We start from the raw sequence: 23,668 nt of genomic DNA, 5'->3' as shown, positions 1-23,668 counted from the left end.
GCCGCTGTTTAAATAGGGTAATCGGTTACACAAAAATCAAGAAAACAACAGCTCATCATTCAATGACATGCCAACTTTAGGCCACATTCCTATATAAAATGCAATGTAACTGATTACACAATTCATCAATTTTCCCCGAGCCAAAAGCGGATCAACGCTTTGCAACACGGGGCATCGGTCCCAGTGATGACACAGGAGTCGTCCATGATGTTGTTTGAACCCACAGAACACCCACACAGACGCTTCAACCCGCTCAGGGGCGACTGGGTGCTGGTCTCGCCGCATCGGGCCAAACGGCCCTGGCAAGGGCAGCAGGATCGCCCCGATCTCACGATGCCGCCCGCCCACGATCCAAGCTGTTATTTGTGTGCGGGCAATCGTCGTATTTCCGGAGAGATTAATCCCAACTACAACGGCACGTTTGTCTTCGCCAATGATTTTTCAGCGCTGCTACCGGACACCCCGGACGTCTCGCCGAGCGAGGATCCGCTCTTTCAGATGAGCAACGCCCGTGGGCTGAGCCGGGTGATCTGCTTCTCTCCTGATCACAGCAAAACGATCCCGCGGCTCTCCCTCCCCGCGCTGCGCGACGTGATTGATACCTGGAGCGATCAGACCGCAGAACTGGGTGCCCACTATCCCTGGGTGCAGGTGTTTGAAAATAAGGGCGCGATGATGGGATGTTCCAACCCGCATCCGCACGGGCAGATCTGGGCCAATGATTTTCTGCCCAATGAGGCAAAGATTGAAGACCAGCAGCAGCGCGACTATCTGACGCGGTACGGAACCCCGCTGCTGCTCGACTATATGCAGCGCGAACAACAGGCGGGAGAACGAACGGTAGTGGAAACCGAATACTGGCTGGCGGTCGTCCCATACTGGGCGTCGTGGCCGTTTGAAACACTGCTGCTGCCGAAATTCGCCGTCCGGCGATTACCGCAGTTGAACGACCGACAGCGCGACGATCTGGCGCTCGCCCTGAAAAAACTGACCAGCCGCTACGACAACCTGTTCCAGTGCTCATTTCCCTATTCAATGGGCTGGCACGGCGCGCCCTTCACGGCGGAAAGCCACGACCACTGGCAGTTGCACGCTCACTTCTACCCGCCGCTGCTGCGCTCCGCCAGTATCCGAAAATTCATGGTGGGCTATGAAATGCTGGCGGAAAGCCAGCGCGATCTGACAGCGGAGCAGGCGGCGGAACGCCTGCGCGCGGTCAGCGACATTCACTTTCGCGAACACGCCTGAGGCTGACTGATGACCACTCGTATCACCCATTTGAAAATGACCGCAGGCGCGGTATTCCAAGAGTCTTTCGGCTACGCGCCGGCCGCCTTCATTCAGGCGCCTGGGCGCGTCAATCTGATCGGCGAACACACCGACTATAACGAGGGGTTTGTCCTGCCCTGCGCGATCGACTATCAAACCATGATCGCCGCCCGCCCGCGTCATGATGGCCGCATCCGGGTCGTCGCCATTAATTACGATCGTCAGCGGGATGAGTTCGATCTGACGCAGGATATTGTGCCGCATCCCACCTTCGGCTGGGCCAATTACGTGCGCGGTACGGTGAAATGCCTGCGGCTGCGCGGCGTGAATCTGACGGGGATGGATATGGTCATCGTCGGCAACGTTCCCACCGGCGCGGGATTAAGCTCCTCCGCGTCGCTGGAAGTCGCCATCGGTCAAACCTTTAAAGCGTTGAATGGGCTGTCGCTCAGCCAGCTTGAGCTGGCGCTGAACGGACAGCAGGCAGAGAACGACTTCGTCGGCTGTAGCTGCGGCATTATGGACCAGTACATCTCAGCGCTGGGCCGCGCAGGTCATGCTCTGCTGATCGACTGCCGCTCGCTGGATCACTCTCTGGTGAAAATGCCCGCCGACATCGCCGTCATGATCGTCCATTCCAACGTCCATCGAGGTCTGGTGGACAGCGAATACAACCTGCGCAGGCAGCAGTGCGAAACCGCGGCCCGTCATTTTGGGGTCGCCGCGCTGCGGGATGTTTCTTTGGAACAGTTCGAGCAGGAAAAAGCCGGGCTGGACGATATTGCCGCGCGCCGCGCGCGTCACGTCATTACGGAAAATGCCCGTACGCTGTCCGCCGCCGAAGCGCTGACCGCAGGCGATGTGCCAAGACTATCGACGCTGATGAGGCAGTCACACCTTTCTATGCGCGATGACTTTGAAATCACAGTCCCGCCCGTCGATGCGTTGGCAAAGCTGATTCAGGATGAGGTCGGCGATCGGGGAGGCGCGAGAATGACGGGAGGCGGATTCGGAGGCTGTGTGGTGGCGTTGGTTCCCGTCGATATGACGCAGGACATCGGCGCGATGATTGAGCGGGAGTACCCGCGTCTCACCGGTCTGCAACCTACGCTGTATATCAGCCAGCCGTCCAACGGCGCGAGTTTGCTGGTCTAAGGCCTGCAACGCCGCCGGACGATCGCCAGAGCCGTGAGGAGAAGGAGCCCCTCACGGATCGCGATGTGGTTTAACGCGGCAGTTCCATCAGGAACTTGCGCAACTGGGCGAAATCAGGACCGAAGTGGTGAGACAGCAGCTCCAGATCGGCGCGCTCAGCCAGGGCGGCCGGCAGTTCCAGCGGTTTACCCAGAATCTCTTCCACGCTCTCTTTGAACTTCGCCGGATGCGCCGTTCCCAGGAACAGGCCGAACTCGCCCGGCTGCAGCTGATCGCGCAGCAGACGGTAGGCGATGGCCGCATGAGGCTCAGAGGTATAACCCAGCGCTTCCAGCTCGTGCATCGTCTCTTTGGTGGTCTCGTCGCTGACCGCACCAAAGCCCAGCGTGTTCAACTGCCAGTTTTTACGGCGATACAGCTCTTCAACGCGCGGCCAGTTGTTCGGCTGGCTGACATCCATTGCGTTCGACAGCGTAGCGACCGTCTGTTTAGGCTGCCATGCGCCGTTCTGCAAGAAGCGCGGCACGGTGTCGTTCGCATTGGTCGCGGCGATGAAACGTTTGACCGGCAGGCCCAGTGATTTGGCGAGCAAACCCGCGGTCAGATCGCCGAAGTTGCCGCTTGGTACAGATACCACCAGCTGATTGCGCGCTTCCTGAGGCAGCTGCGCCACAGCTTCGAAGTAGTAGCAGATCTGCGCCAGCAGGCGGCTGATGTTGATGGAGTTGGCTGAGTTCAGACCGATCGTATCTTTCAGCTCCTGATCATCGAACGCCTGTTTCACCAGTGCCTGACAGGCATCGAAATCGCTGTCGACGGCGATGGTATGGATGTTGCCGCCCAGCGTACAGAACAGTTTTTCCTGCAGCGGGCTAATTTTGCCGCGTGGATAAAGGATAACCACGCGTACGTTTTCCAGACCGTAGAACGCATGCGCCACTGCGGCACCGGTATCGCCGGAGGTTGCGGTCAGAATGGTGATCTGCTGATCGCCGGCGACTTCCGCCAGCATCTGCGCCATGAAGCGGCCGCCGAAGTCTTTAAAGGCCAGCGTCGGACCGTGGAACAACTCCAGCGCCGCGATATCGTCGCTCACCGGGACGACCGGTGCAGGGAAAGCGAACGCCGCTTTGACCCGCTGGTAGACCGTTTCAGGCGGCAGCTCGTCACCGATAAAGGCTGACAGAATACGGCTGCTGCGGGTCACGAAGTCCTGCTCCAGCAGCTCATCGATCGCCGTCAGATCAAACTCCGGCAGATCCAGCGGGAAAAACAGACCTTGCTGGCTTCCCAATCCCTGTCGTATCGCCTGAGCGAAATCGACCTGTTCGTTATGATCTTTCAGATTGTACAGTTTCATGCGTTATCCCAATTGTCGCGCGCCGGACGTATCCAGACGGCAAATATGAACAAAACCTTCGTCATTTTGCAGATAGTTTACCCGCAGCCAGTCCGCCAGACGCTCCGCGACCGCTTTATCGTTGCAGACTGAGAAGAGCGTCGGACCGGAACCGGAAATCCCGGTCGCAAGCGCGCCGATTTCCTGCGCCGCCTGCCGTGCCTCGGCAAAACCGGGCAGCAGTTGGGTGCGGTAAGGTTCCGCAATCACATCGTGCATCAGCGTCGCCGCCAGTTCAGCCTGGCCGGTATGACATGCGTGAATAAAACCGGACAGGTAGCGGCCGTGACGGATACAGTCCTGGCGGCTGTAACTATCAGGCAGAATCGCCCGCGCTTCGGCGGTCGACACTTTGATGCCCGGATAAGCCATGACCCACAGCCAATCGTCAAACCCCGGCACGGGTTGACTGACGATCCCGCATTCTTCCACCATCAGCTGAATGCCGCCCAGAAAACACGGCGCGACGTTATCGTAGTGAACGCTGCCCGAAATGCGGCCTTCCAGCTCGCCCATCAGCGTCAGCAGACGATTGTCATCCAGCGGTTTACCGCAAAATTCATTCATCGCCATCAGCCCGGCGACCACGGAGCAGGCACTTGAGCCCAGACCGGAGCCGATAGGCATATTTTTTTCCAGCGTCATCGCCACAGGTACGGTTTTACCGATTTCCTGACAGAAACGTTCCCAGCACTGATAAACGATGTTCTCGCGGGCCTCAGTCGGCAGTTTGCCGACGAAGCGCCCTTCATTCTTCAGGCTGAATTCATCAGCCACGCTGACGGAGACGCAGTCTCCCAGCAAAGAGCCATCTATCGGCGAAACCGCCGCGCCCAGCACGTCAAAGCCAACGCTCACATTCCCGATGGAGGCCGGTGCATAAATTCTGACCATGATTACACTCCCACCTTCCATGACAAGGTACGTAACAGATCGGCAAACACGCCCGCCGCCGTCACGTCATTTCCCGCGCCATAACCGCGCAGCACCAGCGGCAGAGGCTGATAATAGCGGCTGTAAAAGGCCAGGGCGTTCTCACCGTCTTTAACCTTGAACAACGGATCATTGCCGCCCACCGCACTGATGGCGACTTTGCACTGACCGTCTTCAATCATACCGATATAACGCAGTACTTTCCCCTCGTCACGCGCTTGCTCTACCCGACGTTCAAATTCGCCGTCCAGTTCCGGCAGGCGGGACATGAAGGTCGCCACATCGCCAGACGCATCGAAGCTGTCCGGCAATACGGATTCGACCAGAATGTTGTCCAGCTCCAGCTCATAGCCCGCTTCGCGCGCCAGAATCAGCAATTTACGCGCAACGTCCATACCGGACAGATCGTCACGAGGATCCGGCTCGGTATACCCTTTTTCTTTCGCCAGCAGGGTTGCCTGCGACAGCGTCATGCCCTCATCCAGCTTGCCGAAGATAAAGGACAGCGAACCGGACAGAATCCCGTTGAATTGAACCAGTTCATCGCCCGCATTAAGCAGGTTCTGCATGTTTTCAATCACGGGCAGACCCGCGCCCACGTTAGTGTCGTACAGGAACTTGCGGCGAGAGGCGGCCGCCGCATCACGCAGCTGATGGTAATAGTTCAGGCTGCCGGTGTTCGCTTTCTTGTTCGGCGTGACGACGTGGAAACCGTCTTTCAGGAAATCCACATACTGATCGGCCACAGCCTGATTGGAGGTGCAGTCCACGATAACCGGGTTCAGCAAGTGGTACTCTTTCACCAGACGGCTCAGCGTTTCCAGATTGAACGGCTCGCGGGCTTTCGCCAGATCTTCGCGCCAGTTGTCCATCGAGATACCGTTGATGTTCGTCAACAGCGCTTTGGAGTTGGCGATGCCGCACACGCGCAGGTCGATATGTTTCTGCTTGAGCCAAGGCTGCTGACGATGAATCTGTTCCAGCAGAGCGCCGCCGACGCCGCCGACGCCAATCACGAAGACATCGATCACCTGTTCGGTGTTGAACAGCATCTGATGAGCCACGCGCACGCCGGTGGTGGCGACATCGTTGTTCACCACAACGGAGATGGAGCGTTCGGACGACCCCTGCGCAATGGCGACGATGTTGATGTTCGCGCTGGCCAGCGCGGTGAACAGACGCGCCGACAGGCCGCGCAGCGTGCGCATACCGTCGCCGACCACAGAGATGATCGCCAGTCGCTGAATCACATCCAGCGGGTCAAGCACACCCTCTTTCAGCTCCAGATAGAATTCGCTTTCCAGCGTTTTGCACGCGTGACGCAGTTCATTCTGAGAAACGCAGAAGCTAATGCTGTATTCGGAAGAGGACTGAGTAATCAGCACGACGGATATCCCGGAGCGGGACATGGCTGCGAATACGCGGGCCGCCATCCCGATCATGCCTTTCATCCCCGGGCCTGAGACGTTAATCATCGCCATATTGCTGAGGTTGGTGATGCCCTTCACGGGATACTGTTTGTCGGAGCTGTCGAGTCCGATCAAGGTGCCGGGCGCTTTGGGGTTTTCCGTGTTTTTGATAAGGCAGGGGATCTGGAACTGAGCGATGGGGGCGATGGTGCGAGGGTGGAGAACTTTGGCGCCGAAGTAGGAGAGCTCCATGGCCTCCTGATACGACATGGACTTCAGTAACCTCGCGTCCGGAACCTGACGCGGGTCGCAGGTGTAAACGCCGTCGACATCAGTCCAGATTTCGCAACATTCCGCGCGCAGGCAAGCGGCCAGCACGGCGGCGGAGTAATCCGAGCCGTTGCGGCCCAGCACCACCAGTTCACCCTTCTCGTTACCGGCGGTAAAGCCCGCCATCAGGATTACGTCCTCTTTGGGAATAGCCTGTTCGTTGATGCGGCGGGTGGACTCGGCGATATCGACGGTGGACTCAAGATAGTGTCCCTGCGCCAACAGTTTTTCGACCGGATTAATGACCGAAACCTGATAGCCGCGCGCCTGGAACAAACCTTCCATGATCGCGATGGACAATTTTTCACCGCGGCAAATCATGGCGGCGTTCACGCTGTCCGGGCACTGGCCCAGAAGGGAGATACCATGAAGTACCTGCTTGATGAGTGCGAATTCCTGATCGAGCAGCGTGTTCAAACGGGCGTAAGGGAAACCCGGCTGCACTTTTTCCAATCCGGACAACAGCGAAGAGAAAATCGTCAGTGCTTCGTTAAAATGCGTCTCAGTGTCGTGTCCGGCAACGGTTTTTTCGATCATCGCAACCAGATGGTTGGTAATTTTTGCCGGGGCGGACAAGACGGTGGCAACCTGTCCCTGCCGTGCATTACTTTCAATAATGTCGGCAACGCGAACAAACCGTTCCGCATTTGCCACCGAAGTCCCGCCAAATTTCAACACTCGCATTTTTATCTGTTCTCCTGAATTTCCGTCAACAAAAACGCTTACTGCATTCTTGATTGCCGCTTGTGGCAGGCAGGATTTCGCCTGCCATAAAAAAAAACCCGCACTGTGAAGTGCGGGCCTTTTTGGATTCTTCTTTACGCGTCAGCCCGCACCGCAATACATCGTATCGGTGATGGTAATAATAATCGTGGTGATCAGGCTAAATGGACGCATGGAATAGTCGTGTCTCGTTCGTAATAAACTTTTTCTGGCCCTATTAGTTAGGGCAATCACACCGCTAAGTCAATGGATTTCTGATTTTTCGCCCCTGTTCCCCACATCGCCAGACAGACAGATAAACCAGTAAATTTACAAACCGCCACAGATTGATTTATGAAAAATAACCAAGTCTTATATTTGACTTCAAAAAACTCATTTCCCCTGATTTTCTTTCGAGAGGGCTTTTTCGATGTCATGCAGCAGCATATGCAGCATTGCGGTGTCCCGCTGTTCGAGCATGCCTAAACGCTGATGCAGCCAATCCTTGAGTTTGGCATCCTGTTCCGCCCCGATATCCACCAGCAAGCGATCCATACGCTGGCGCAGCGCGTTCAACTGCCCCGCTTGCGCTACCGGCGCATTCTCCCGCTGCACATTCATCAGCGACGACAGCTGATGGCAGTACACCATGACCGCCTGTCCCAGGTTTAAGGAAGGATAGTCCGCCTGCATCGGCACGCCGGTCAGGACATCGGCCAGCGCCAGCTCCTCATTGGTCAGCCCGGAGTCTTCACGACCAAACACCAGCGCGGCGGAAGAAACCCAACTGCGCTTCTCTTCCATCACCCCCTGCAATTCGGTCGGCGTGCAGTAATAGTGAAAACGGGCGCGGCTGCGCGCCGTGGTGGCAACGGTAAAATCAATGTCAGCCACTGCGTCGGCGAGCGAGCTAAAGGTTTTAACGCCGTCCAGGATATCCCCAGAGCCATGAGCGACCCACCGTGCGGCGGGCTCCAGATGCGCATGGCTATCGACGATGCGCAGCCGGGTGAACCCCATGGTTTTCATCGCTCTCGCCGCCGCGCCCACGTTCTCAGCCCGCGCCGGAGCCACCAAAATAATATAAAACTGCATGACTGCCTCTTGAGATCCTGCATCGCAAAAAAAACGTCCTCCCTTTCACGCTAAATCGTGTAACGCGATGGGGGAGACAATTTACCACGGATAGCCTAATGGCGATGACAAAGGCATGGCGAATACCCCGCTGAAAGGCGCCAGCTAAATACGGTAAAAAGAAGGAAAAATTGTGCTCTCAACAAAAACGGTGTCAGAAGCGGAGAAATAAAGTGGGGTAAAATTAGAAATCAAACATTATCGAAACATAAAAGCAACAATAGTTGGCTTATTTATTTTTGCTGCCCAGATGACGCAGTTAATCGACTTAAAGAAAGTGCCCAAAATAAAAAACCATTTGTATCACCCTATTACAGTCATTCTTGGTGTTGTTTATGCCAAAAAACCACACAATTTATAGGTTAAATCGATTCAACAAGCCGCGAAAATGTGATTTCAATTGACAATTTTATATCTGTTTTTCACAAAATTTTTAACGTGCTACAATCAAATTTGATATATGTCAACAGAACCGTAAATTTGCTGGCTGGCGAAATCAGTGCTTACTGTTATGTTGCTGTTAATAAGGTTAAACTGTGCGCCACTTTTAAAACTTGAGGCCGAGTTTAGCGCCTCCTCTCACCAGCCATTAAAACACTTTGCGGGTGAGGAAAAGTGCATCGAAACGCATTTACGTACTTGAGTCAGTTGGCGCGTGAGACGGTGAACATTATTTCTAGAGCGCCTGAAGAACCCAGACTTTTGTACTTCTCAAATTATCAGTTGGCAATTTTAGGTAGCAAACATGCAGACCCCGCACATTCTCATTGTCGAAGACGAGTTAGTCACTCGCAATACCCTCAAAAGCATTTTCGAGGCTGAGGGATATATCGTTCACGAAGCCACCGATGGTGCTGAAATGCATCAGATCCTGTCCGAGAACGATATCAACCTCGTGATTATGGATATTAATCTGCCAGGTAAAAACGGCCTGCTGTTGGCACGCGAGCTGCGTGAACAAGCCAGCGTAGCGCTGATGTTCCTCACAGGCCGTGACAACGAAGTCGACAAGATTCTGGGCCTGGAAATTGGCGCTGATGACTACATCACCAAGCCATTCAACCCGCGCGAACTGACTATCCGGGCACGCAACCTGCTGTCACGCACCATGAATTTGGGCGGAGGCACCGAAGAACGCCGTCTGGTTGAAAGCTATCGTTTCAACGGCTGGGAACTGGACATCAACAGCCGCTCGCTGATCAGCCCTAACGGCGAGCAGTACAAGCTGCCGCGCAGCGAATTCCGCGCCATGCTGCATTTCTGCGAAAACCCGGGGAAAATTCAGTCCCGTGCAGAACTGTTGAAGAAAATGACCGGCCGCGAGCTGAAGCCACATGACCGTACAGTCGACGTGACTATCCGCCGCATCCGTAAACACTTTGAATCCACCGCCGATACGCCGGAAATCATCGCCACCATCCATGGCGAGGGTTACCGCTTCTGTGGCGATCTGGAAGAGTGATCGATAGGGCAGACCGGAGCGTCAATCTCCGGTTTGCCCCGCTCTACTGCATTACTGCGTTGTTCCCCATGCCATGATAGGCACCGCGCTGAGCGCATTTTTGGGCGAACCGTCGATAACGCGGTCAGAGTAAGTCAGATAGATCAACGCATTACGTTTCTCATCGTAAAACCTCACCACCTGTAACTTTTTGAAAATCAACGATGTGCGCTGTTGAAAAACAACGTTCCCCTTTCCTTTACTCTTCGCGATTTTCTCACTGAGCGTGATCGGCCCCACCTGTTGACAGGAGATAGCCGCATCCGCCGTATCTTCAGCCAGCCCCAATCCCCCTTTGATGCCGCCCGTTTTCGCCCGGCTCAAATAGCACGTGACGTTGGCGACATCCGGGTCGTCAAAAGCCTCCACCACAATTTTATGGTCGGGGCCAAACAGCTTAAATACCGTATCGACGGAGCCCACCTCTTCAGCACTCGCTGAAACCGCAACGCTTAGAAAGAGCCCAAGACTCAACAATGATTTTTTAAACATTCTGCAATTTTCCTGATATGTGGCCATCACTCATGACGTGTAAAAGCTGACAAAGAAAACTTTTCCCCCATCGGTAGCGAGGTCTCACTCTACCGACGAGCGCCATTGAGGTTTTACCTGAAATTCCAGGCAGTCGTAGGTGAAAAAAGTTGCTATCATGCAAGGTCTTATAACCTTTAACGCTCTGAGTGTTCTATGAGGACGAGCTATGGATCAAGCCAGTATCATACATGACCTGCTTAACTGGCTGGAAGGTCATCTGGACCAGCCTCTGTCGCTGGATAAAGTCGCAGCAAAAGCGGGTTATTCGAAATGGCATCTACAGAGAATGTTCAAGGACGTCACAGGCCATGCCATCGGTTCTTATATCCGGGCCAGACGCCTGACCAAAGCCGCCGTGGCGCTATGCCTCACAAGTCGGCCCATTCTGGATATTGCTCTACAGTATCGCTTTGATTCTCAGCAAACCTTCACTCGCGCGTTCAAGAAACAGTTTTCCCAAACGCCCGCGTCATACCGTCGCTCGGATGACTGGAACACTCACGGCATTCAGGCTCCCATCCGACTGGGCGCTTTTACTATGCCTCAGCCAGAGTTCATCACACTGCCAGAATTAAAACTGGTTGGCGTGACGCAAACTTACAGCGGTACGTTGGAACAGTTGTGTCATTTCCGTATGGAACTTCGGGTGCATTTCTGGCGCCAGTATCTTGGCGACGCCAAGCAAATTCCCAACCTGTTGTATGGATTGGCGCACTCTCGGCCGAGCAAAGAAAAAGATGACGAGCATGAAGTGCTCTATACCACGGCGATGGAGCCCGATAACGTGCCGGAAGGCACTGCACCGGGCGACCCCATCACCCTGCCGGGCGGTGAGTATGCAAAGTTCAACTATGAAGGCCCGAAGGATGAGCTGCAGGACTTTATTGTCAGTCTGTATGACACATGCCTGCCGACCTTCAAGCTGACCCGACGCAAAGGTTGCGACATCGAGCGGTTTAATCTGTCTGGGGGAGTCAAGCAGGATGAGCCACCAGCAGTCATCCGCTGCGAATACTTCATCCCGGTGCTGCGCTAACGCTGCAGTTCGTCCAGTGCCGGAGAATCCAAATGGGATACATCTCCGGCCGTCTCGACGACCCAACCAGACGCCAGCCACGGACTCTGCTGATGGTCGATACGGGACAGTGAGCAATTACGCAGACGAAGGCGACGCTCAGCCCACGCAGGTAACCCCAGCAGCGTTCCGAGCAAACAGCCCAACGCAATACCGTGACTCACCAGCAACGGACGGCTCCCCGGGGGCAGAGTCAGGCAGAACTCAAGCACCTTGTGCATCCGTTCGGCCAGCTCTGAAAGTGATTCCCCCTCAGGGATACGACCTTCCCGCGTGCCATCCACGATTTGCTTGCGCCATCCCTCTTCCTCGCTATTCAGCGAGTCGATCAGACGCTCTTCCAGAACGCCCATGTTGAGCTCACGCAGGTTGGGATCGAGCAGAATGGGACAACCGCCGCAGCCCTCTGAAATGATGTCGGCCGTTTGACGCGTCCGACCCAGGTCACTGGCAATAATGTGGGTAATTCCCAGATGTTTTACCCGTTCCGCCACCCGACGAGCCTGTTGCTCCCCCGCCGACGTCAGCTTGCTATCTGATTGACCCTGGATGCGCCGCGCCACGTTCCATTCGGTCTCTCCGTGGCGAACAAGATATACCTGTAACATGATTGTTTTCCGTTATACTGCGTCAAATTAACGACTAGAGTAGAGAACATTATGTATTACGTTGTAGCGTCTACGACTAACCCGGCAAAAATTAACGCCGTAACTTTAGCATTTGCTGATGTTTTTGGTGCGGAAAATTGCCGCATTGAGGGAGTCGACGTAGACAGCGGCGTTCCACAACAGCCTTAGGTTCCACAGAAACACGTACGGGGGCAAGAAACCGCGTAATGATGGCTCGACAGGTACGTCCCGAGGCCGATTTTTGGGTCGGCGTTGAGGCCGGTATTGAAGACAACATGACCTTTGCCTGGATGGTTGTCGAAAACGCGACAATTCGCGGAGAGTCCCGTTCCGCCAGTCTAATGCTCCCTGAAGCGGTCCTGCAGGGGATCCGTGAAGGCCGCGAGCTAGGCGATGAAATGGCGCGCCTGAGCGGTATTCAGAACGTGAAACAAAAAGGTGGCGCGATTGGCGTATTCACCAACGGTAAACTGACCCGAACCAGCGTTTATCATCAGGCCCTGTTGCTGGCACTGGTGCCGTTTCAAAACACCTTGTTCCAACAGGCCGTTTCCAAGGCGTAGAACGTAACCTTTAAGACTGCCCTACTTTTTTTCCAGAAGCTGCGCCTCGAGCCAAACTTTCAAATCGGGCGGCGCAGCCTTCAGACTATTCGACCCACGCGTGATCGTCGCAATTCCGGCACCTAATTCGTTTTTTAGCTCTCGCTGACTTAGGTTACCGCGCATCAACTCCTGAATGATACGTACCCGAGTTCCAAGCGCTGTACGTTCGTCCGCCGTCAAAAGCAGTTGCAGTAATGGTAACGCCAGATCGTCCTTCACCGACTGACGCATGAGCGCCAGAAAGTACGACCAGTTTTCATTGTCTTCTTCCGAAAGTGCGGGATCGTGAGGAGATGGAGTCGTCATAGCTCTTTGCCATACTAATAAACTAGTACGCAAGCATAGCATGTTTTAAGAAACGAATTTACCACTTAAGGCGCATATCCGTTCACTGTCAGGCCATAGCCGCCCGTAATACGGGCGACCTGGCTCCCAGATTAATAACGGTGATGCCATTCACTGTCCATCAACACGGGCGAGTTATGTTTCAAGAAATAGCGATAATACGCGTCATAGGCCAGCACATTTTTGACGTAATTCCGCGTTTCCGAAAACGGTATGCTTTCGACAAAAGCGACAGCGTCGATACGACCATTGCTGTTCCTCAGCCAGGTATTCACCCGTGATGGCCCAGCGTTATATGCGGCAGACGCCAGAATGCGGTTTTGCCCAAACGACTGATAGACATACTCTAAATAGAGCGTGCCCAATTCAATGTTGGTCTGCGGATCCATGAGCTGCGCACTATTGGAATAACTCGAGACATTAAATTTTGCCGCGGTATGCTGCGCCGTCGCTGGCATTAGCTGCATCAGGCCTGATGCGCCTACAGCGGACTTCGCCTGAGAATTCCACGCGCTTTCCTGACGCGCTATCGCCATCGCATAGCTTTGAGAGATCTCTTTGCCCTGAGTGGCACGACGGAATTCATCGTTCCAGGCGAGTGGGAAACGCTCTTCCAGGTTATCCCACATTTTGCCGATGATCGTGGCCTGCACGCTAAGATCATACCAGCCTTGCTCGAAGGAATATCGAGCCAGCGCCTCCTGCTGCAACCTTTCGCGACTCGCCACCAAGCCTGACCACTCGGCTCGCGCCAGATTATCCATATGCCAGTACATCAGCTCACGAATACGCGCGACTTCAGCGAGTTGCGCCACCGTGCGGTCGGGCTTGGCAGCCACCTTAATCGTCAGCGGATATTGAGCCTTGAGCTGCTGCGCCGCGATCATGGGATAAAAGCCGCGGGCTTTCATCAATTCACGCAGTTGCCCTTCGCCTTCCTCACGCTGCCCGCTTTCAATTGTCAGCATGGCTCGCCAGTATCGCCACTCGTCTTTTTGCAATACCTCGGCGGGCAAACGCGCCAACCATGTCGCCAGTCCACGTCGGTCGCCCTCTCCCAACGCCATACGGACGCGACGCTCCAACAGCGCGGTGGACTGACTACGCTGTATTACCGCATCGCGCCATTCCGCCTGCTCACTGGAAATCTCTTTCCCCATTAGACGCCAGACGACGTCCTCTTCCATCTTGCTGCGTTCGAGACTGCCCATCCCCTGCAAACGCGCAATCACAGGCAGCATGGAGCGCGCCTCATCGGGGTCCTGGCGAGCCACACGGGTAAACGCCGCCAGCGTGACTTTACGGCTGAAGTCGGTCGGCCCGACGGTACGGGCGAAGTGCTCCAGCGTCATCGGATCGCGCTGCAGCGTGCTTAACGCATCTGCGATGGTCTGATAATCCTGCGGCAGTTGTCGTACCAGATGCGTCACTAAACCGCTGCTGCCCGAATCCATTGCCAGAAGAATGCGTTCAAGTATCAATGAAGACGTCAAAATTCCTGACTGCTGCCAGGACGTCAGCAGGTTGTCGCAGCTTGCCGGCAGCGAGCGACCATTCAGCCAGATATCGCGATTCTGTTCCCATATTCCCTGACGCTGCCCGGTGATCCACTTGGCATAGAGGTAGTTGCAACGGGCAGCCATCGGCTTGGGTATGGTCGGGCTGAACGCCAGCAATCCTCTCCAGTCCTGACGCCGTGCCAGCTCGTTAATGAAGCTGGTCTGCAAATTATGAGAAACAGGAAGTGTGGGATGCGACGTAATGAACTGTTTCGCCTGAATGCTGGTCAGTTGCGAAAGATCCTGCGTCAAAGAACGATATTCCAAATAGGGGTAAAGCGGATAATCCCGCAAGGTTGGCATCAACTGCGCCACGGTGTCCATCTGGTTCGCATCCCAGGCGGCTTTAACCTGCTGATAATGTTCACGTTGTTCGGTAATAGAGTCGGCCTGCGCGGCAATCGAGACTCCGGCCAGAGAAACTGCCACCAAGGCATAGCGCCAATAAACCGCTTTGAACATCACTACGCTGACCTCATTCGTTATCGTTTTATCTGCCCGCAGGTGCCAATGCTCCAAGCAACGGTGATCCTGCCCAAAAAGCTGTCATGCTTCCCACTTCAACTTAGTGTGGCACATCCAGTCAGACAACGATACGCCAGCATGGAATATTCATCACTCGGAAAATTAACGGTATTTATGCCATTTCCGAGCAGGTTCCCAGTTCTCAATGAAACTTTACTCTGCCGTTGCATGACTCCCGGAATGCGTCACGCAAAGTAAACCACCAATACGCCTGACGGCTGGGATCACTGGCTGAAAACAGCTAAACTTCGTCACAGTGAACTCATCGGCCGGATTTGCGTGCTATGCCCGCATCCGACCGATTCCCCTACGGTGCGGTGAAATCAACTGCCGCCGCACCCACATTGACAGAGAGAGGCTCAGAGCAACGTGGCTCAATTCGTTTACAGCATGCACCGCGTCGGCAAAATTGTTCCGCCGAAACGCCATATTCTGAAAGATATCTCCCTCAGCTTTTTCCCGGGCGCCAAAATTGGCGTACTCGGTCTGAACGGGGCCGGTAAATCAACGCTGCTACGCATTATGGCCGGCATCGATAAAGACATCGAAGGCGAGGCACGCCCGCAGCCCGGCATCAAGATCGGTTATCTGCCGCAGGAACCCCAGTTGAATCTGGAGCAAACCGTACGCGAAGCGATTGAAGAAGCGGTCGGTGAAGTCAAACAGGCGCTGACTCGTCTGGACGAAGTCTACGCGGCCTATGCCGAACCGGATGCGGACTTCGATAAACTCGCCAAAGAACAGGGCGAGCTTGAAGCGATTATTCAGGCGCACGACGGTCACAACCTGGACAATCAGCTGGAGCGCGCCGCAGATGCCCTGCGTCTGCCGCCGTGGGATGCCACAATTGGCAAACTTTCGGGCGGGGAACGTCGCCGCGTCGCCATCTGCCGGCTTTTGCTGGAAAAACCGGACATGCTGCTGCTGGATGAACCGACCAACCACCTGGATGCCGAGTCCGTCGCCTGGCTGGAACGTTTCCTCCACGATTACGAAGGCACCGTAGTGGCGATCACCCATGACCGTTACTTCCTCGACAACGTAGCGGGTTGGATTCTGGAGCTTGACCGTGGAGAAGGGATTCCGTGGGAAGGCAACTACTCCTCCTGGCTGGAACAGAAAGACCAGCGTCTGGCTCAGGAAGCATCTTCCGAAGCGGCGCGTCGCAAGTCGATCGAGAAAGAACTGGAGTGGGTTCGCCAAGGCGCTAAAGGCCGCCAGTCAAAAGGCAAGGCGCGTCTGGCCCGCTTTGAAGAGCTCAACAGCGTTGAGTATCAGAAACGTAATGAAACCAGCGAACTGTTTATTCCAGCCGGTCAGCGCCTCGGCGACAAAGTGCTGGAAGTCACTAACCTGTCTAAATCCTATGGCGATCGCGTCCTGATCGACGATCTCTCTTTCACTCTGCCGAAAGGCGCGATTGTGGGGATCATCGGTCCGAACGGCGCGGGTAAATCCACGCTGTTCCGTATGTTATCCGGTCAGGAACAGCCTGATGGCGGCGAGATCAGCTTGGGCGAAACCGTTAAATTGGCCTCCGTCGATCAGTTCCGTGACAACATGGACAACAGCAAAACCGTCTGGGAAGAAGTCTCCGGCGGACAGGACATTATGCGCATTGGCAACTTCGAGCTGCCCAGCCGCGCCTATGTCGGCCGTTTCAACTTCAAAGGCGTGGATCAGGGCAAACGCATCGGCGAACTGTCAGGCGGTGAGCGTGGGCGTCTCCATCTCGCGAAACTGCTACAGGTCGGCGGCAACATGCTGCTGCTCGATGAACCGACCAACGACCTGGATATCGAAACTCTGCGAGCGTTGGAAAACGCCCTGCTGGAATTCCCGGGCTGCGCGATGGTTATCTCGCATGACCGCTGGTTCCTGGACCGTATCGCGACCCACATCATAGATTATCAGGATGAGGGTAAAGTTGAATTCTTCGAAGGTAACTTCACCGAATACGAAGAGTACAAGAAACGTACCCTGGGTGCGGAAGCGCTGGAACCTCACCGTATTAAATACAAGAAAATGGCGTAACGTTTCGACGAAGCGCAAGCTAAGAGGCTCGCCCCAGTTCGGGCCTCTTTCATCTACACCTTTGTTTTCCTAAATAACGTTTTCTAAATAGCATTGACGCCGATTAATAGGCTTGCCCTACGCCGCTAATAACCCCATTCTCCCTGTCCCACGGGACTTCCCCGCCATATCGTTCCATGACTCAGATATGGGGCCCCGTCCTTGGCGTTAACTTTTTAAGAGCTTCGGAAAGAAAGCCTCATGTTGCAATACAAAATCAATGAAACAAGCCAACGCGGGTGAATTCAGTTTACGACTGGGATAGACGAGGTACATATCGTTAGGCTCGGCCTGCCATTGCGGTAACACCCTCATCAACGTTCCCGCTGCGATAGCTTCCCGACTCAGAAACTCGGGAAGCAAAGTAATGCCGCCATGGGCAATCGCACACGCGCGAGCGTAGAGCAAATTATCCGTGACATGGGAACGCGGCAGCAGACACTGGTAATACTCCTTTTCCCGATGCAAAACCCACTCGGTCCAGGCACGATGCGCAATGCAACAGTGCTCCTGCAACTGGCGCGGGTGCATCAGCGGAGCCGCATGTTTGAGATAGCCGCCGGACGCCACCAGATAACGCGGCGTTAATCCCAGAGCTCGGCCTATCAGAGATGAATCCTGTGGTTTACCGGTACGCAAGCCAATGTCAAACCCATCGGCCACCAGATCGATCACGGTGTCCGATACCGAGACTTCAAGCATGACCGCAGGAAAACGCTGTTGAAACTCCGCCGTCAATTCCGCCAGAAGGGTCGCCCCCACGCCAGCCGGGCTAGTGATGCGTAATCGACCACTCGGATTATCCCGCAAATGCTGGATCGTGAGATCCGCGCGCTCCTGTGCCTGCAGCATCTCCTGACAGTGAATCAGGTAGCGCTCGCCCGCGAAGGTAAGATTAACTTTTCGGGTAGTGCGGTTCATTAATCGCAGTCCGAGCCGTTGTTCTAACAGACTGACGCGCTGACTCAGGCTCGACTTCGCCATACCCGCCCGCTGCGCGGCCTGAGTGAAGCTACCGCTTTCAGCGACCAAGGCAAACAGCGCCATGTCTTTAAGCTGGTTAAACATAATTGTTCTTCTTATCCGAACACTGCGTTATTTATTGTACACCTTATCAGCATCTCTTTGTCGTTCTACACTGTGTTGTACGCATAAATCGACTCCAACACTTTGCAGAACGGGAGAGCTCACTATGACAGCAACAGCAATTGCGGTTGATCCTAAACAACCGGAAAACTTTATCGAAATCACTCAGGACATTCCGGCTCCCGGCGACCACGATCTCTTGGTTGCCGTCAAAGCGGTTTCTATTAACCCGGTCGATACTAAAGTGCATGCCATGCTGCGCGCCGACGGCTTGAAAGCCCCGCGGATTCTGGGGTGGGACGCCAGCGGCGTCGTGCTGAAGGTGGGTAAGGCTGTATCGGGTTTTCAGGAAGGCGATGAAGTCTGGTATGCCGGTGATATTACCCGTCCCGGTAGTAACACCACCCATCAATTGATCGACTCGCGTATTGCGGCGCATAAACCCAAGACTCTGGACTGGGCTTCCGCTGCGGCGCTGCCTCTGACCTCACTGACTGCCTGGGAAGGGCTATTCGAACACCTGCGTATTCAGGATGCGGAAGCGGGAAAAACATTACTGATTATCGGCGGTGCCGGCGGTGTAGGCTCTATGGCTATCTCCCTCGCCGCATTACATAGCAAGGTCACCATCATCACCACAGCCTCCCGTCCGGAGTCCGTCGAATGGTGCAAGCAGCGTGGCGCGCACCACGTGGTAAACTACCGTAATCTGGTAGACACGGTCAAAGAGCAAGGCTTCGAACAGGTGGACTATATCTTCTGCCTTAACGATACCGACGGTCACTGGGACGCCATTGGGCAGTTGATTGCGCCTTTGGGCCAGATTTGCACCATCGTAGAAAACGCGCATCCGCTGGACCAAACCCAGCTCAAACTCAAAAGCGCCGCCCTGCACTGGGAATTCATGTTTACCCGCAGCATGTACACCACGCCGGACATTGCTCGTCAGGGAGACATTTTGCAGCAGGTAGCCCGTGAGGTCGACGAAGGCAAACTGAAAGGAACCGCCAGCAAAGTGCTGAAGGGATTAACGACGGAAACGCTCTCCGCCGCGCACAACACGGTGCTGGAAGGACATACTCAGGCAAGATCGTGATCGACTGCCAGTAAAAACAAAACCGGCCCTCACAGGGCCGGTTTTCTACCATTAATGACAACAACAGCCATCAGTACAGCAGACGAGCGCGAATGGTGCCCGGAATCGATTTCATCAACTGCAGCGCGGTATCAGCGCTGTCGGTGACCACATCAATCACGACATAGCCAATATCAGCGCTGGTCTGCAGATACTGTGCGGCGATGTTGATGCCTTCGTTGGCGAAAATGGTGTTCAGCTGAGTCATGATACCCGGACGGTTTTCATGAATGTGCAGCAGACGGCTGGCGCGTGCGCTGTGCGTCGGCAAAGACACCTCAGGGAAGTTCACCGCAGACAGCGTAGAACCGTTGTCGGAGTATTTCACCAGTTTGCTGGCCACTTCCCCACCGATGTTTTCCTGCGCTTCCTGAGTAGACCCCCCAATATGCGGCGTCAGCAGCACATTATCGAATTCGCACAGCGGCGACAGGAACGGCTCTTTGTTGGATGCGGGTTCTTGCGGGAATACGTCGATTGCCGCGCCGGACAGATGTTTGCTACTCAGGGCTTCACACAGCGCGGGAATATCCACCACGGTACCGCGTGATGCGTTAATCAGCATGGCGCCCGGCTTCATCTGAGCCAGTTCGTTGGCCGCGATCATGTTTTGCGTACTGTCGGTTTCCGGAACGTGCAGGCTGACAATATCGCTCATTTTCAGCAGATCAGACAGCTGGTTAACCTGCTGCGCATTGCCCAGAGACAGTTTGCTTTCGATGTCGTAGTAATACACGTGCATACCCAGGCTTTCCGCCAGAATACCCAGCTGAGTCCCGATATGACCGTAGCCGATAATGCCCAGATTTTTCCCGCGGCTTCATAGCTGCCAACGGCCTGTTTGTGCCATTCGCCGCGGTGTGCCTTCGCGTTGGCCCCTGGGACGCCGCGCAGCATCAGCAGCAATTCGCCGATGACCAGTTCAGCAACGGAGCGGGTATTGGAGAAAGGTGCGTTGAAGACCGGGATACCGCGCTTGGTGGCGGACGGCAATTCAACCTGGTTGGTGCCAATGCAGAAACAGCCTACGGCAACCAGTTTCTCCGCAGCCGCGAAGATTTCTTCAGTCAGGTGCGTGCGGGAACGAATGCCGACGAAATGTGCGTCGCGAATCGACTCTTTCAGCGTTTCCGGGTCCAGCGCGCCTTTATGGTATTCGATGTTGGTGTATCCGGCGGAACGCAGGTTATCAACCGCATTCTGGTGTACGCCTTCTAATAACAGAAATTTAATTTTATCTTTTTCGAGTGATACCTTTGCCATTTCCCGACCTTATTTTTCAGACTTCAGATGTGACGGTTTGCAAAACCATTGCCTGCAAACATAACAAAAATTACGCGGGCGGCAATACAAACGATTGCTTGTCGGCGCACAGAAGCCGCAGCGTAAGGCGACATTTGTGGCAAAAAATGCTGCTAAATAAGAGGCCGACCATATAGTGGCTATGCCAAATAAGAAAAAGTGATATTAAGCACCAAAAATGCGGGGTAAAAAATAATGCGCCTGATTACCACAAATCCGGCCTGACGAAACAGGCCGGAGAGAGACGACGAGAGGTTATCGAAGGGACTGACTCACGAGCTTCGTTTGACCGTTTTCACGCCTTCCGGCGTTCCCACCAGCGCAACATCCGCGCCACGGTTGGCAAACAGACCGACCGTCACCACCCCGGCGATGCCGTTGATTCTATTTTCCATCGCAATCGCATCGGAGATATCCAGGTTATGCACATCCAGAATGACATTCCCGTTGTCGGTCACGACGCCCTGACGATACTCCGGTTGCCCACCCAGTTTGACCAGTTCCCGCGCAACATAAGATCGCGCCATTGGGATCACCTCAACCGGCAGCGGGAAACGCCCCAGAATATCCACCTGCTTGGTGGCATCGACGATACAGACGAACTGCCGGGCGATGGCGGCGACGATTTTCTCACGCGTTAACGCAGCCCCGCCCCCTTTAATCATTTGCATATGGCCATTGATTTCGTCCGCACCGTCCACATACACGTCCAGCACATCCACTTCATTGCAATCAAACACCGGAATACCGAGGCTTTTCAGCTTGGCGGTGGAGGCGTCCGAACTGGAGACGGCGCCCTCGATCTGATCTTTCATGGAGCCCAACGCATCAATAAAATGCGCCGCCGTCGAGCCTGTGCCAACGCCGACGATAGTACCGGGGCGGACATAGTCCAGCGCGGCCCAGCCGACGGCTTTTTTCAGTTCATCCTGTGTCATGGTCTGATTGCCTGTTGCTTTAAAAAGTGCGCGTATTATAAAGCAGACGTTGTCGAAAAGGCGTGATTTAGCGTTTGCGTCGACACAAATTTCAGGAGTTCGCAGGTAAAAGCGTCATTTATTAGAGAGGTGACCCGAAAAATTATGGCATAGTGAAAAGAGTAATATTTTTCACAGGAACTTTTCCCCTTCATGAAACGCCCGGACTATCGCACTCTTCAGGCCCTGGACGCCGTAATCCGCGAGCGTGGCTTCGAACGCGCTGCACAGAAACTTTGTATTACTCAATCCGCCGTATCGCAGCGCATCAAGCAGCTTGAGAATCTCTTTGGTCAGCCGCTGTTAGTCAGAACGATCCCGCCCCGGCCGACCGAACAGGGGCAAAAGCTGCTGGCGCTGCTGCATCAGGTGGAACTGCTGGAAGAAGAGTGGCTCGGCGATGAAAACAGCAGCGAGGCTCCTCTCCTGCTATCACTCGCGGTCAACGCCGATAGTCTGGCGACCTGGCTGCTGCCAGCATTGCAGTCGGTGCTGGCGGACTCGCCGATTCGTCTGAACCTGCAGGTGGAAGATGAGACACGCACGCAAGAGCGTTTGCGTCGCGGCGAGGTCGTCGGTGCCGTGAGTATTCAGCCACAGCCGCTGCCAAGCTGTCTGGTCGATGCGCTAGGCGCGTTGGACTACCTGTTCGTCGCCTCGCCGGAATTCGCGAAACGCTATTTCCCGAACGGCGTCACCCGCTCCGCCTTGCTGCGCGCGCCCGCCGTTGCTTTCGACCATCTGGATGATATGCATCAGGCGTTTTTACAGCAGAATTTCGACCTTTCGCCCGGCAGCGTCCCCTGCCATATCGTGAACTCGTCGGAAGCATTTGTGCAGCTGGCCCGTCAGGGCACCACCTGCTGCATGATCCCCCACTTGCAGATCGAACGAGAGCTGGCTAAAGGCGAGTTGATCGATCTCACGCCGGGCCTGTTGCAGCGACGGATGCTGTATTGGCATCGCTTCGCTCCGGAAAGCCGGATGATGCGTAAAGTGACGGATGCGCTGTTGGATCACGGGCGTCGGGTGCTGCGTCAGCCCTGATCGCAGCAAAAATTCCGCGCCCGCGGAGTGAGGAGATTAAGGCTGACGTTGCAGCTCATACACGACGTCGACCTGATCGTCGAAATGAATGGTTTGCTGCTCGTAGGTCTGGGACGCCATCGTCTGTACGGCCGCATCCGACGCCTTCAACATCCGCGCCACTGGCACCGGCTGATAATTGGCGACGTGATAACGAATGCTGTAAATCGGCCCCAGCGTCGCTTTGAAACCGCTGGCCAGCGCCTGCGCCTGACTGCTCGCTTGTTCGATCGCCTTCTGACGCGCCTGATCGCGATAGGTATCCGGATTGGAGACGCTAAGATCGACCGTGCGAATTTCGTTCAGGCCAGACTTCAGCGCGCCATCCAGCAGCTCATTCAGCTTATCCAGCTGACGTACCGTGACTTCCACCTGTCGAACGGCAAGATAGCCTTTCAGCACGGAGCCGCCGGTTTTCAGGTAGTCATATTCAGGCTGGGTGCGGATATTGGCCGCATTGATATCTTTCTTGTCGATCCCCTGCTTGGCGAGGAAATCGAAATATTGCGCCACGCGGGCATCCGCCTGTTTTTTGGCATCAGCGGCATCCTTGGAGGACACGCTGACTTCAATGGCCAGACGCGCGATATCCGGCGTAGCGTCCACGCTTGCCGCGCCTGAGGTGACGATGTGCGGGCCATTAGGCAACTCGTTGGCCGTAGCGGCGGCGGATAGCGCCCCCATACCGATAATCGCAGCCAGTGTCAGTGTCTTGAGTTTCACACTCTCTCCTTTCAAATTGTGACGGCAGTGCACACCATACGCGAGGTGGCTACCACTCAATATAGGAGAGTTTCTGAATATTCGCAGAGCGTTAGCTAAACGAAAGGGCAATGAAAAGGTCCGACGCGCGGTTTTTTTCACTCTCGAACAGTCATCGAAAATCTCTTATCGTGCAGAGAGTT

The 23,668-nt window shown here is 55.0% G+C and carries 19 protein-coding genes, 2 pseudogenes and 1 other annotated feature; of the genes and pseudogenes, 8 read left to right on the top strand and 13 right to left on the bottom strand.

The window, feature by feature from the left end; all coding sequences use genetic code 11:
- Window positions 1-204 precede the first annotated feature (204 nt).
- Together AU509_RS07855 and galK are read left to right on the top strand one after the other, a co-directional pair.
- A complete protein-coding gene (locus AU509_RS07855; RefSeq protein ID WP_094118078.1) occupies window positions 205-1,248 on the top strand; it encodes a UDP-glucose--hexose-1-phosphate uridylyltransferase in 1,044 nt (347 codons plus the stop codon).
- A gap of 9 nt (window positions 1,249-1,257) precedes the next feature.
- Window positions 1,258-2,424 carry a galactokinase gene (gene galK / locus AU509_RS07850; protein ID WP_094118077.1) on the top strand — a complete coding sequence of 389 codons (1,167 nt, stop codon included), beginning with the start codon at window positions 1,258-1,260 and terminating at the stop codon, window positions 2,422-2,424.
- A gap of 70 nt (window positions 2,425-2,494) precedes the next feature.
- Here galK and thrC read toward each other — a convergent pair whose 3' ends face one another.
- The 5 genes from thrC to AU509_RS07825 form a co-directional block, all read right to left on the bottom strand.
- The gene (gene thrC / locus AU509_RS07845) at window positions 2,495-3,784 is read right to left on the bottom strand and encodes a threonine synthase (protein ID WP_094118076.1); all 1,290 of its coding nucleotides are present in this window, start codon (window positions 3,782-3,784) and stop codon (window positions 2,495-2,497) included.
- A gap of 3 nt (window positions 3,785-3,787) precedes the next feature.
- The gene (gene thrB, locus AU509_RS07840; protein WP_094118075.1) at window positions 3,788-4,717 is read right to left on the bottom strand and encodes a homoserine kinase; all 930 of its coding nucleotides are present in this window, start codon (window positions 4,715-4,717) and stop codon (window positions 3,788-3,790) included.
- Between the two features lie 2 nt (window positions 4,718-4,719).
- Entirely contained in the window at window positions 4,720-7,179 is a 2,460-nt protein-coding gene (gene thrA / locus AU509_RS07835; RefSeq protein ID WP_094118074.1) for a bifunctional aspartate kinase/homoserine dehydrogenase I, read from the bottom strand.
- An 87-nt stretch (window positions 7,180-7,266) separates the two neighbouring features.
- Window positions 7,267-7,385, bottom strand: a sequence feature (Thr leader region).
- Window positions 7,321-7,392, bottom strand: a complete 72-nt coding sequence (gene thrL / locus AU509_RS19055) for a thr operon leader peptide (protein ID WP_072000207.1) — start codon at window positions 7,390-7,392, stop codon at window positions 7,321-7,323. It overlaps the preceding feature by 65 nt.
- Before the next feature lie 198 nt (window positions 7,393-7,590).
- Complete coding sequence (locus AU509_RS07825) at window positions 7,591-8,292, bottom strand: tRNA/rRNA methyltransferase (RefSeq protein WP_094118072.1); 702 nt, start codon at window positions 8,290-8,292, stop codon at window positions 7,591-7,593.
- Between the two features lie 784 nt (window positions 8,293-9,076).
- Here AU509_RS07825 and arcA point away from each other — a divergent pair.
- A complete protein-coding gene (gene arcA / locus AU509_RS07820; RefSeq protein ID WP_026739041.1) occupies window positions 9,077-9,793 on the top strand; it encodes a two-component system response regulator ArcA in 717 nt (238 codons plus the stop codon).
- A 51-nt stretch (window positions 9,794-9,844) separates the two neighbouring features.
- On the opposite strand, the gene creA is transcribed toward arcA, so the two are convergent.
- On the bottom strand, window positions 9,845-10,324 hold the full coding sequence (creA, locus tag AU509_RS07815; RefSeq protein ID WP_094118071.1) for a protein CreA: 480 nt from the start codon (window positions 10,322-10,324) through the stop codon (window positions 9,845-9,847).
- 208 nt (window positions 10,325-10,532) lie between these two features.
- On the opposite strand from creA, the gene robA reads away from it, so the two are divergent.
- Complete coding sequence (gene robA / locus AU509_RS07810; protein ID WP_094118070.1) at window positions 10,533-11,402, top strand: MDR efflux pump AcrAB transcriptional activator RobA; 870 nt, start codon at window positions 10,533-10,535, stop codon at window positions 11,400-11,402.
- Here the strand turns inward: robA and gpmB are convergent.
- Complete coding sequence (gene gpmB, locus AU509_RS07805; RefSeq protein WP_094118069.1) at window positions 11,399-12,049, bottom strand: 2,3-diphosphoglycerate-dependent phosphoglycerate mutase GpmB; 651 nt, start codon at window positions 12,047-12,049, stop codon at window positions 11,399-11,401. The two genes, robA and gpmB, sit on opposite strands and share 4 nt — an antisense overlap.
- Before the next feature lie 51 nt (window positions 12,050-12,100).
- On the opposite strand from gpmB, the pseudogene yjjX reads away from it, so the two are divergent.
- Window positions 12,101-12,633, top strand: a pseudogene (yjjX, locus tag AU509_RS07800) (inosine/xanthosine triphosphatase).
- Window positions 12,634-12,654: 21 nt separating this feature from the next.
- Here the strand turns inward: yjjX and trpR are convergent.
- Entirely contained in the window at window positions 12,655-12,981 is a 327-nt protein-coding gene (trpR, locus tag AU509_RS07795) for a trp operon repressor (RefSeq protein WP_094118068.1), read from the bottom strand.
- A gap of 131 nt (window positions 12,982-13,112) precedes the next feature.
- Window positions 13,113-15,041, bottom strand: a complete 1,929-nt coding sequence (gene sltY / locus AU509_RS07790; protein WP_094118067.1) for a murein transglycosylase — start codon at window positions 15,039-15,041, stop codon at window positions 13,113-13,115.
- 432 nt (window positions 15,042-15,473) lie between these two features.
- On the opposite strand from sltY, the gene ettA reads away from it, so the two are divergent.
- Window positions 15,474-17,138, top strand: coding sequence for an energy-dependent translational throttle protein EttA (gene ettA, locus AU509_RS07785; protein ID WP_094118066.1), 1,665 nt, complete (start codon window positions 15,474-15,476; stop codon window positions 17,136-17,138).
- 207 nt (window positions 17,139-17,345) lie between these two features.
- On the opposite strand, the gene AU509_RS07780 is transcribed toward ettA, so the two are convergent.
- Window positions 17,346-18,245: a LysR family transcriptional regulator gene (locus AU509_RS07780; protein ID WP_085651283.1), complete on the bottom strand. Its 900-nt coding sequence runs from the start codon at window positions 18,243-18,245 to the stop codon at window positions 17,346-17,348.
- A 124-nt stretch (window positions 18,246-18,369) separates the two neighbouring features.
- Between AU509_RS07780 and AU509_RS07775 the strand changes: the two genes are divergently transcribed.
- Complete coding sequence (locus tag AU509_RS07775; protein WP_094118065.1) at window positions 18,370-19,359, top strand: zinc-binding alcohol dehydrogenase family protein; 990 nt, start codon at window positions 18,370-18,372, stop codon at window positions 19,357-19,359.
- 70 nt (window positions 19,360-19,429) lie between these two features.
- Here the strand turns inward: AU509_RS07775 and serA are convergent.
- Window positions 19,430-20,661: pseudogene (gene serA, locus AU509_RS07770) on the bottom strand (phosphoglycerate dehydrogenase).
- Window positions 20,662-20,972: 311 nt separating this feature from the next.
- Window positions 20,973-21,638: a ribose-5-phosphate isomerase RpiA gene (gene rpiA, locus AU509_RS07765; RefSeq protein WP_094118064.1), complete on the bottom strand. Its 666-nt coding sequence runs from the start codon at window positions 21,636-21,638 to the stop codon at window positions 20,973-20,975.
- Between the two features lie 192 nt (window positions 21,639-21,830).
- Here rpiA and AU509_RS07760 point away from each other — a divergent pair, with 192 nt between their 5' ends.
- Window positions 21,831-22,724 carry a LysR family transcriptional regulator ArgP gene (locus tag AU509_RS07760; protein ID WP_085651279.1) on the top strand — a complete coding sequence of 298 codons (894 nt, stop codon included), beginning with the start codon at window positions 21,831-21,833 and terminating at the stop codon, window positions 22,722-22,724.
- A gap of 36 nt (window positions 22,725-22,760) precedes the next feature.
- Here the strand turns inward: AU509_RS07760 and AU509_RS07755 are convergent, their stop codons facing one another.
- Window positions 22,761-23,486 carry an oxidative stress defense protein gene (locus tag AU509_RS07755; protein WP_085651278.1) on the bottom strand — a complete coding sequence of 242 codons (726 nt, stop codon included), beginning with the start codon at window positions 23,484-23,486 and terminating at the stop codon, window positions 22,761-22,763.
- Between the last annotated feature and the right edge of the window lie 182 nt (window positions 23,487-23,668).

It is taken from the genome of Lonsdalea britannica, from assembly GCF_002111595.1.
In the GTDB taxonomy this organism is placed as follows: Bacteria; Pseudomonadota; Gammaproteobacteria; order Enterobacterales; family Enterobacteriaceae; genus Lonsdalea; species Lonsdalea britannica.
This window is presented reverse-complemented; position numbering and strand designations above follow the sequence as displayed.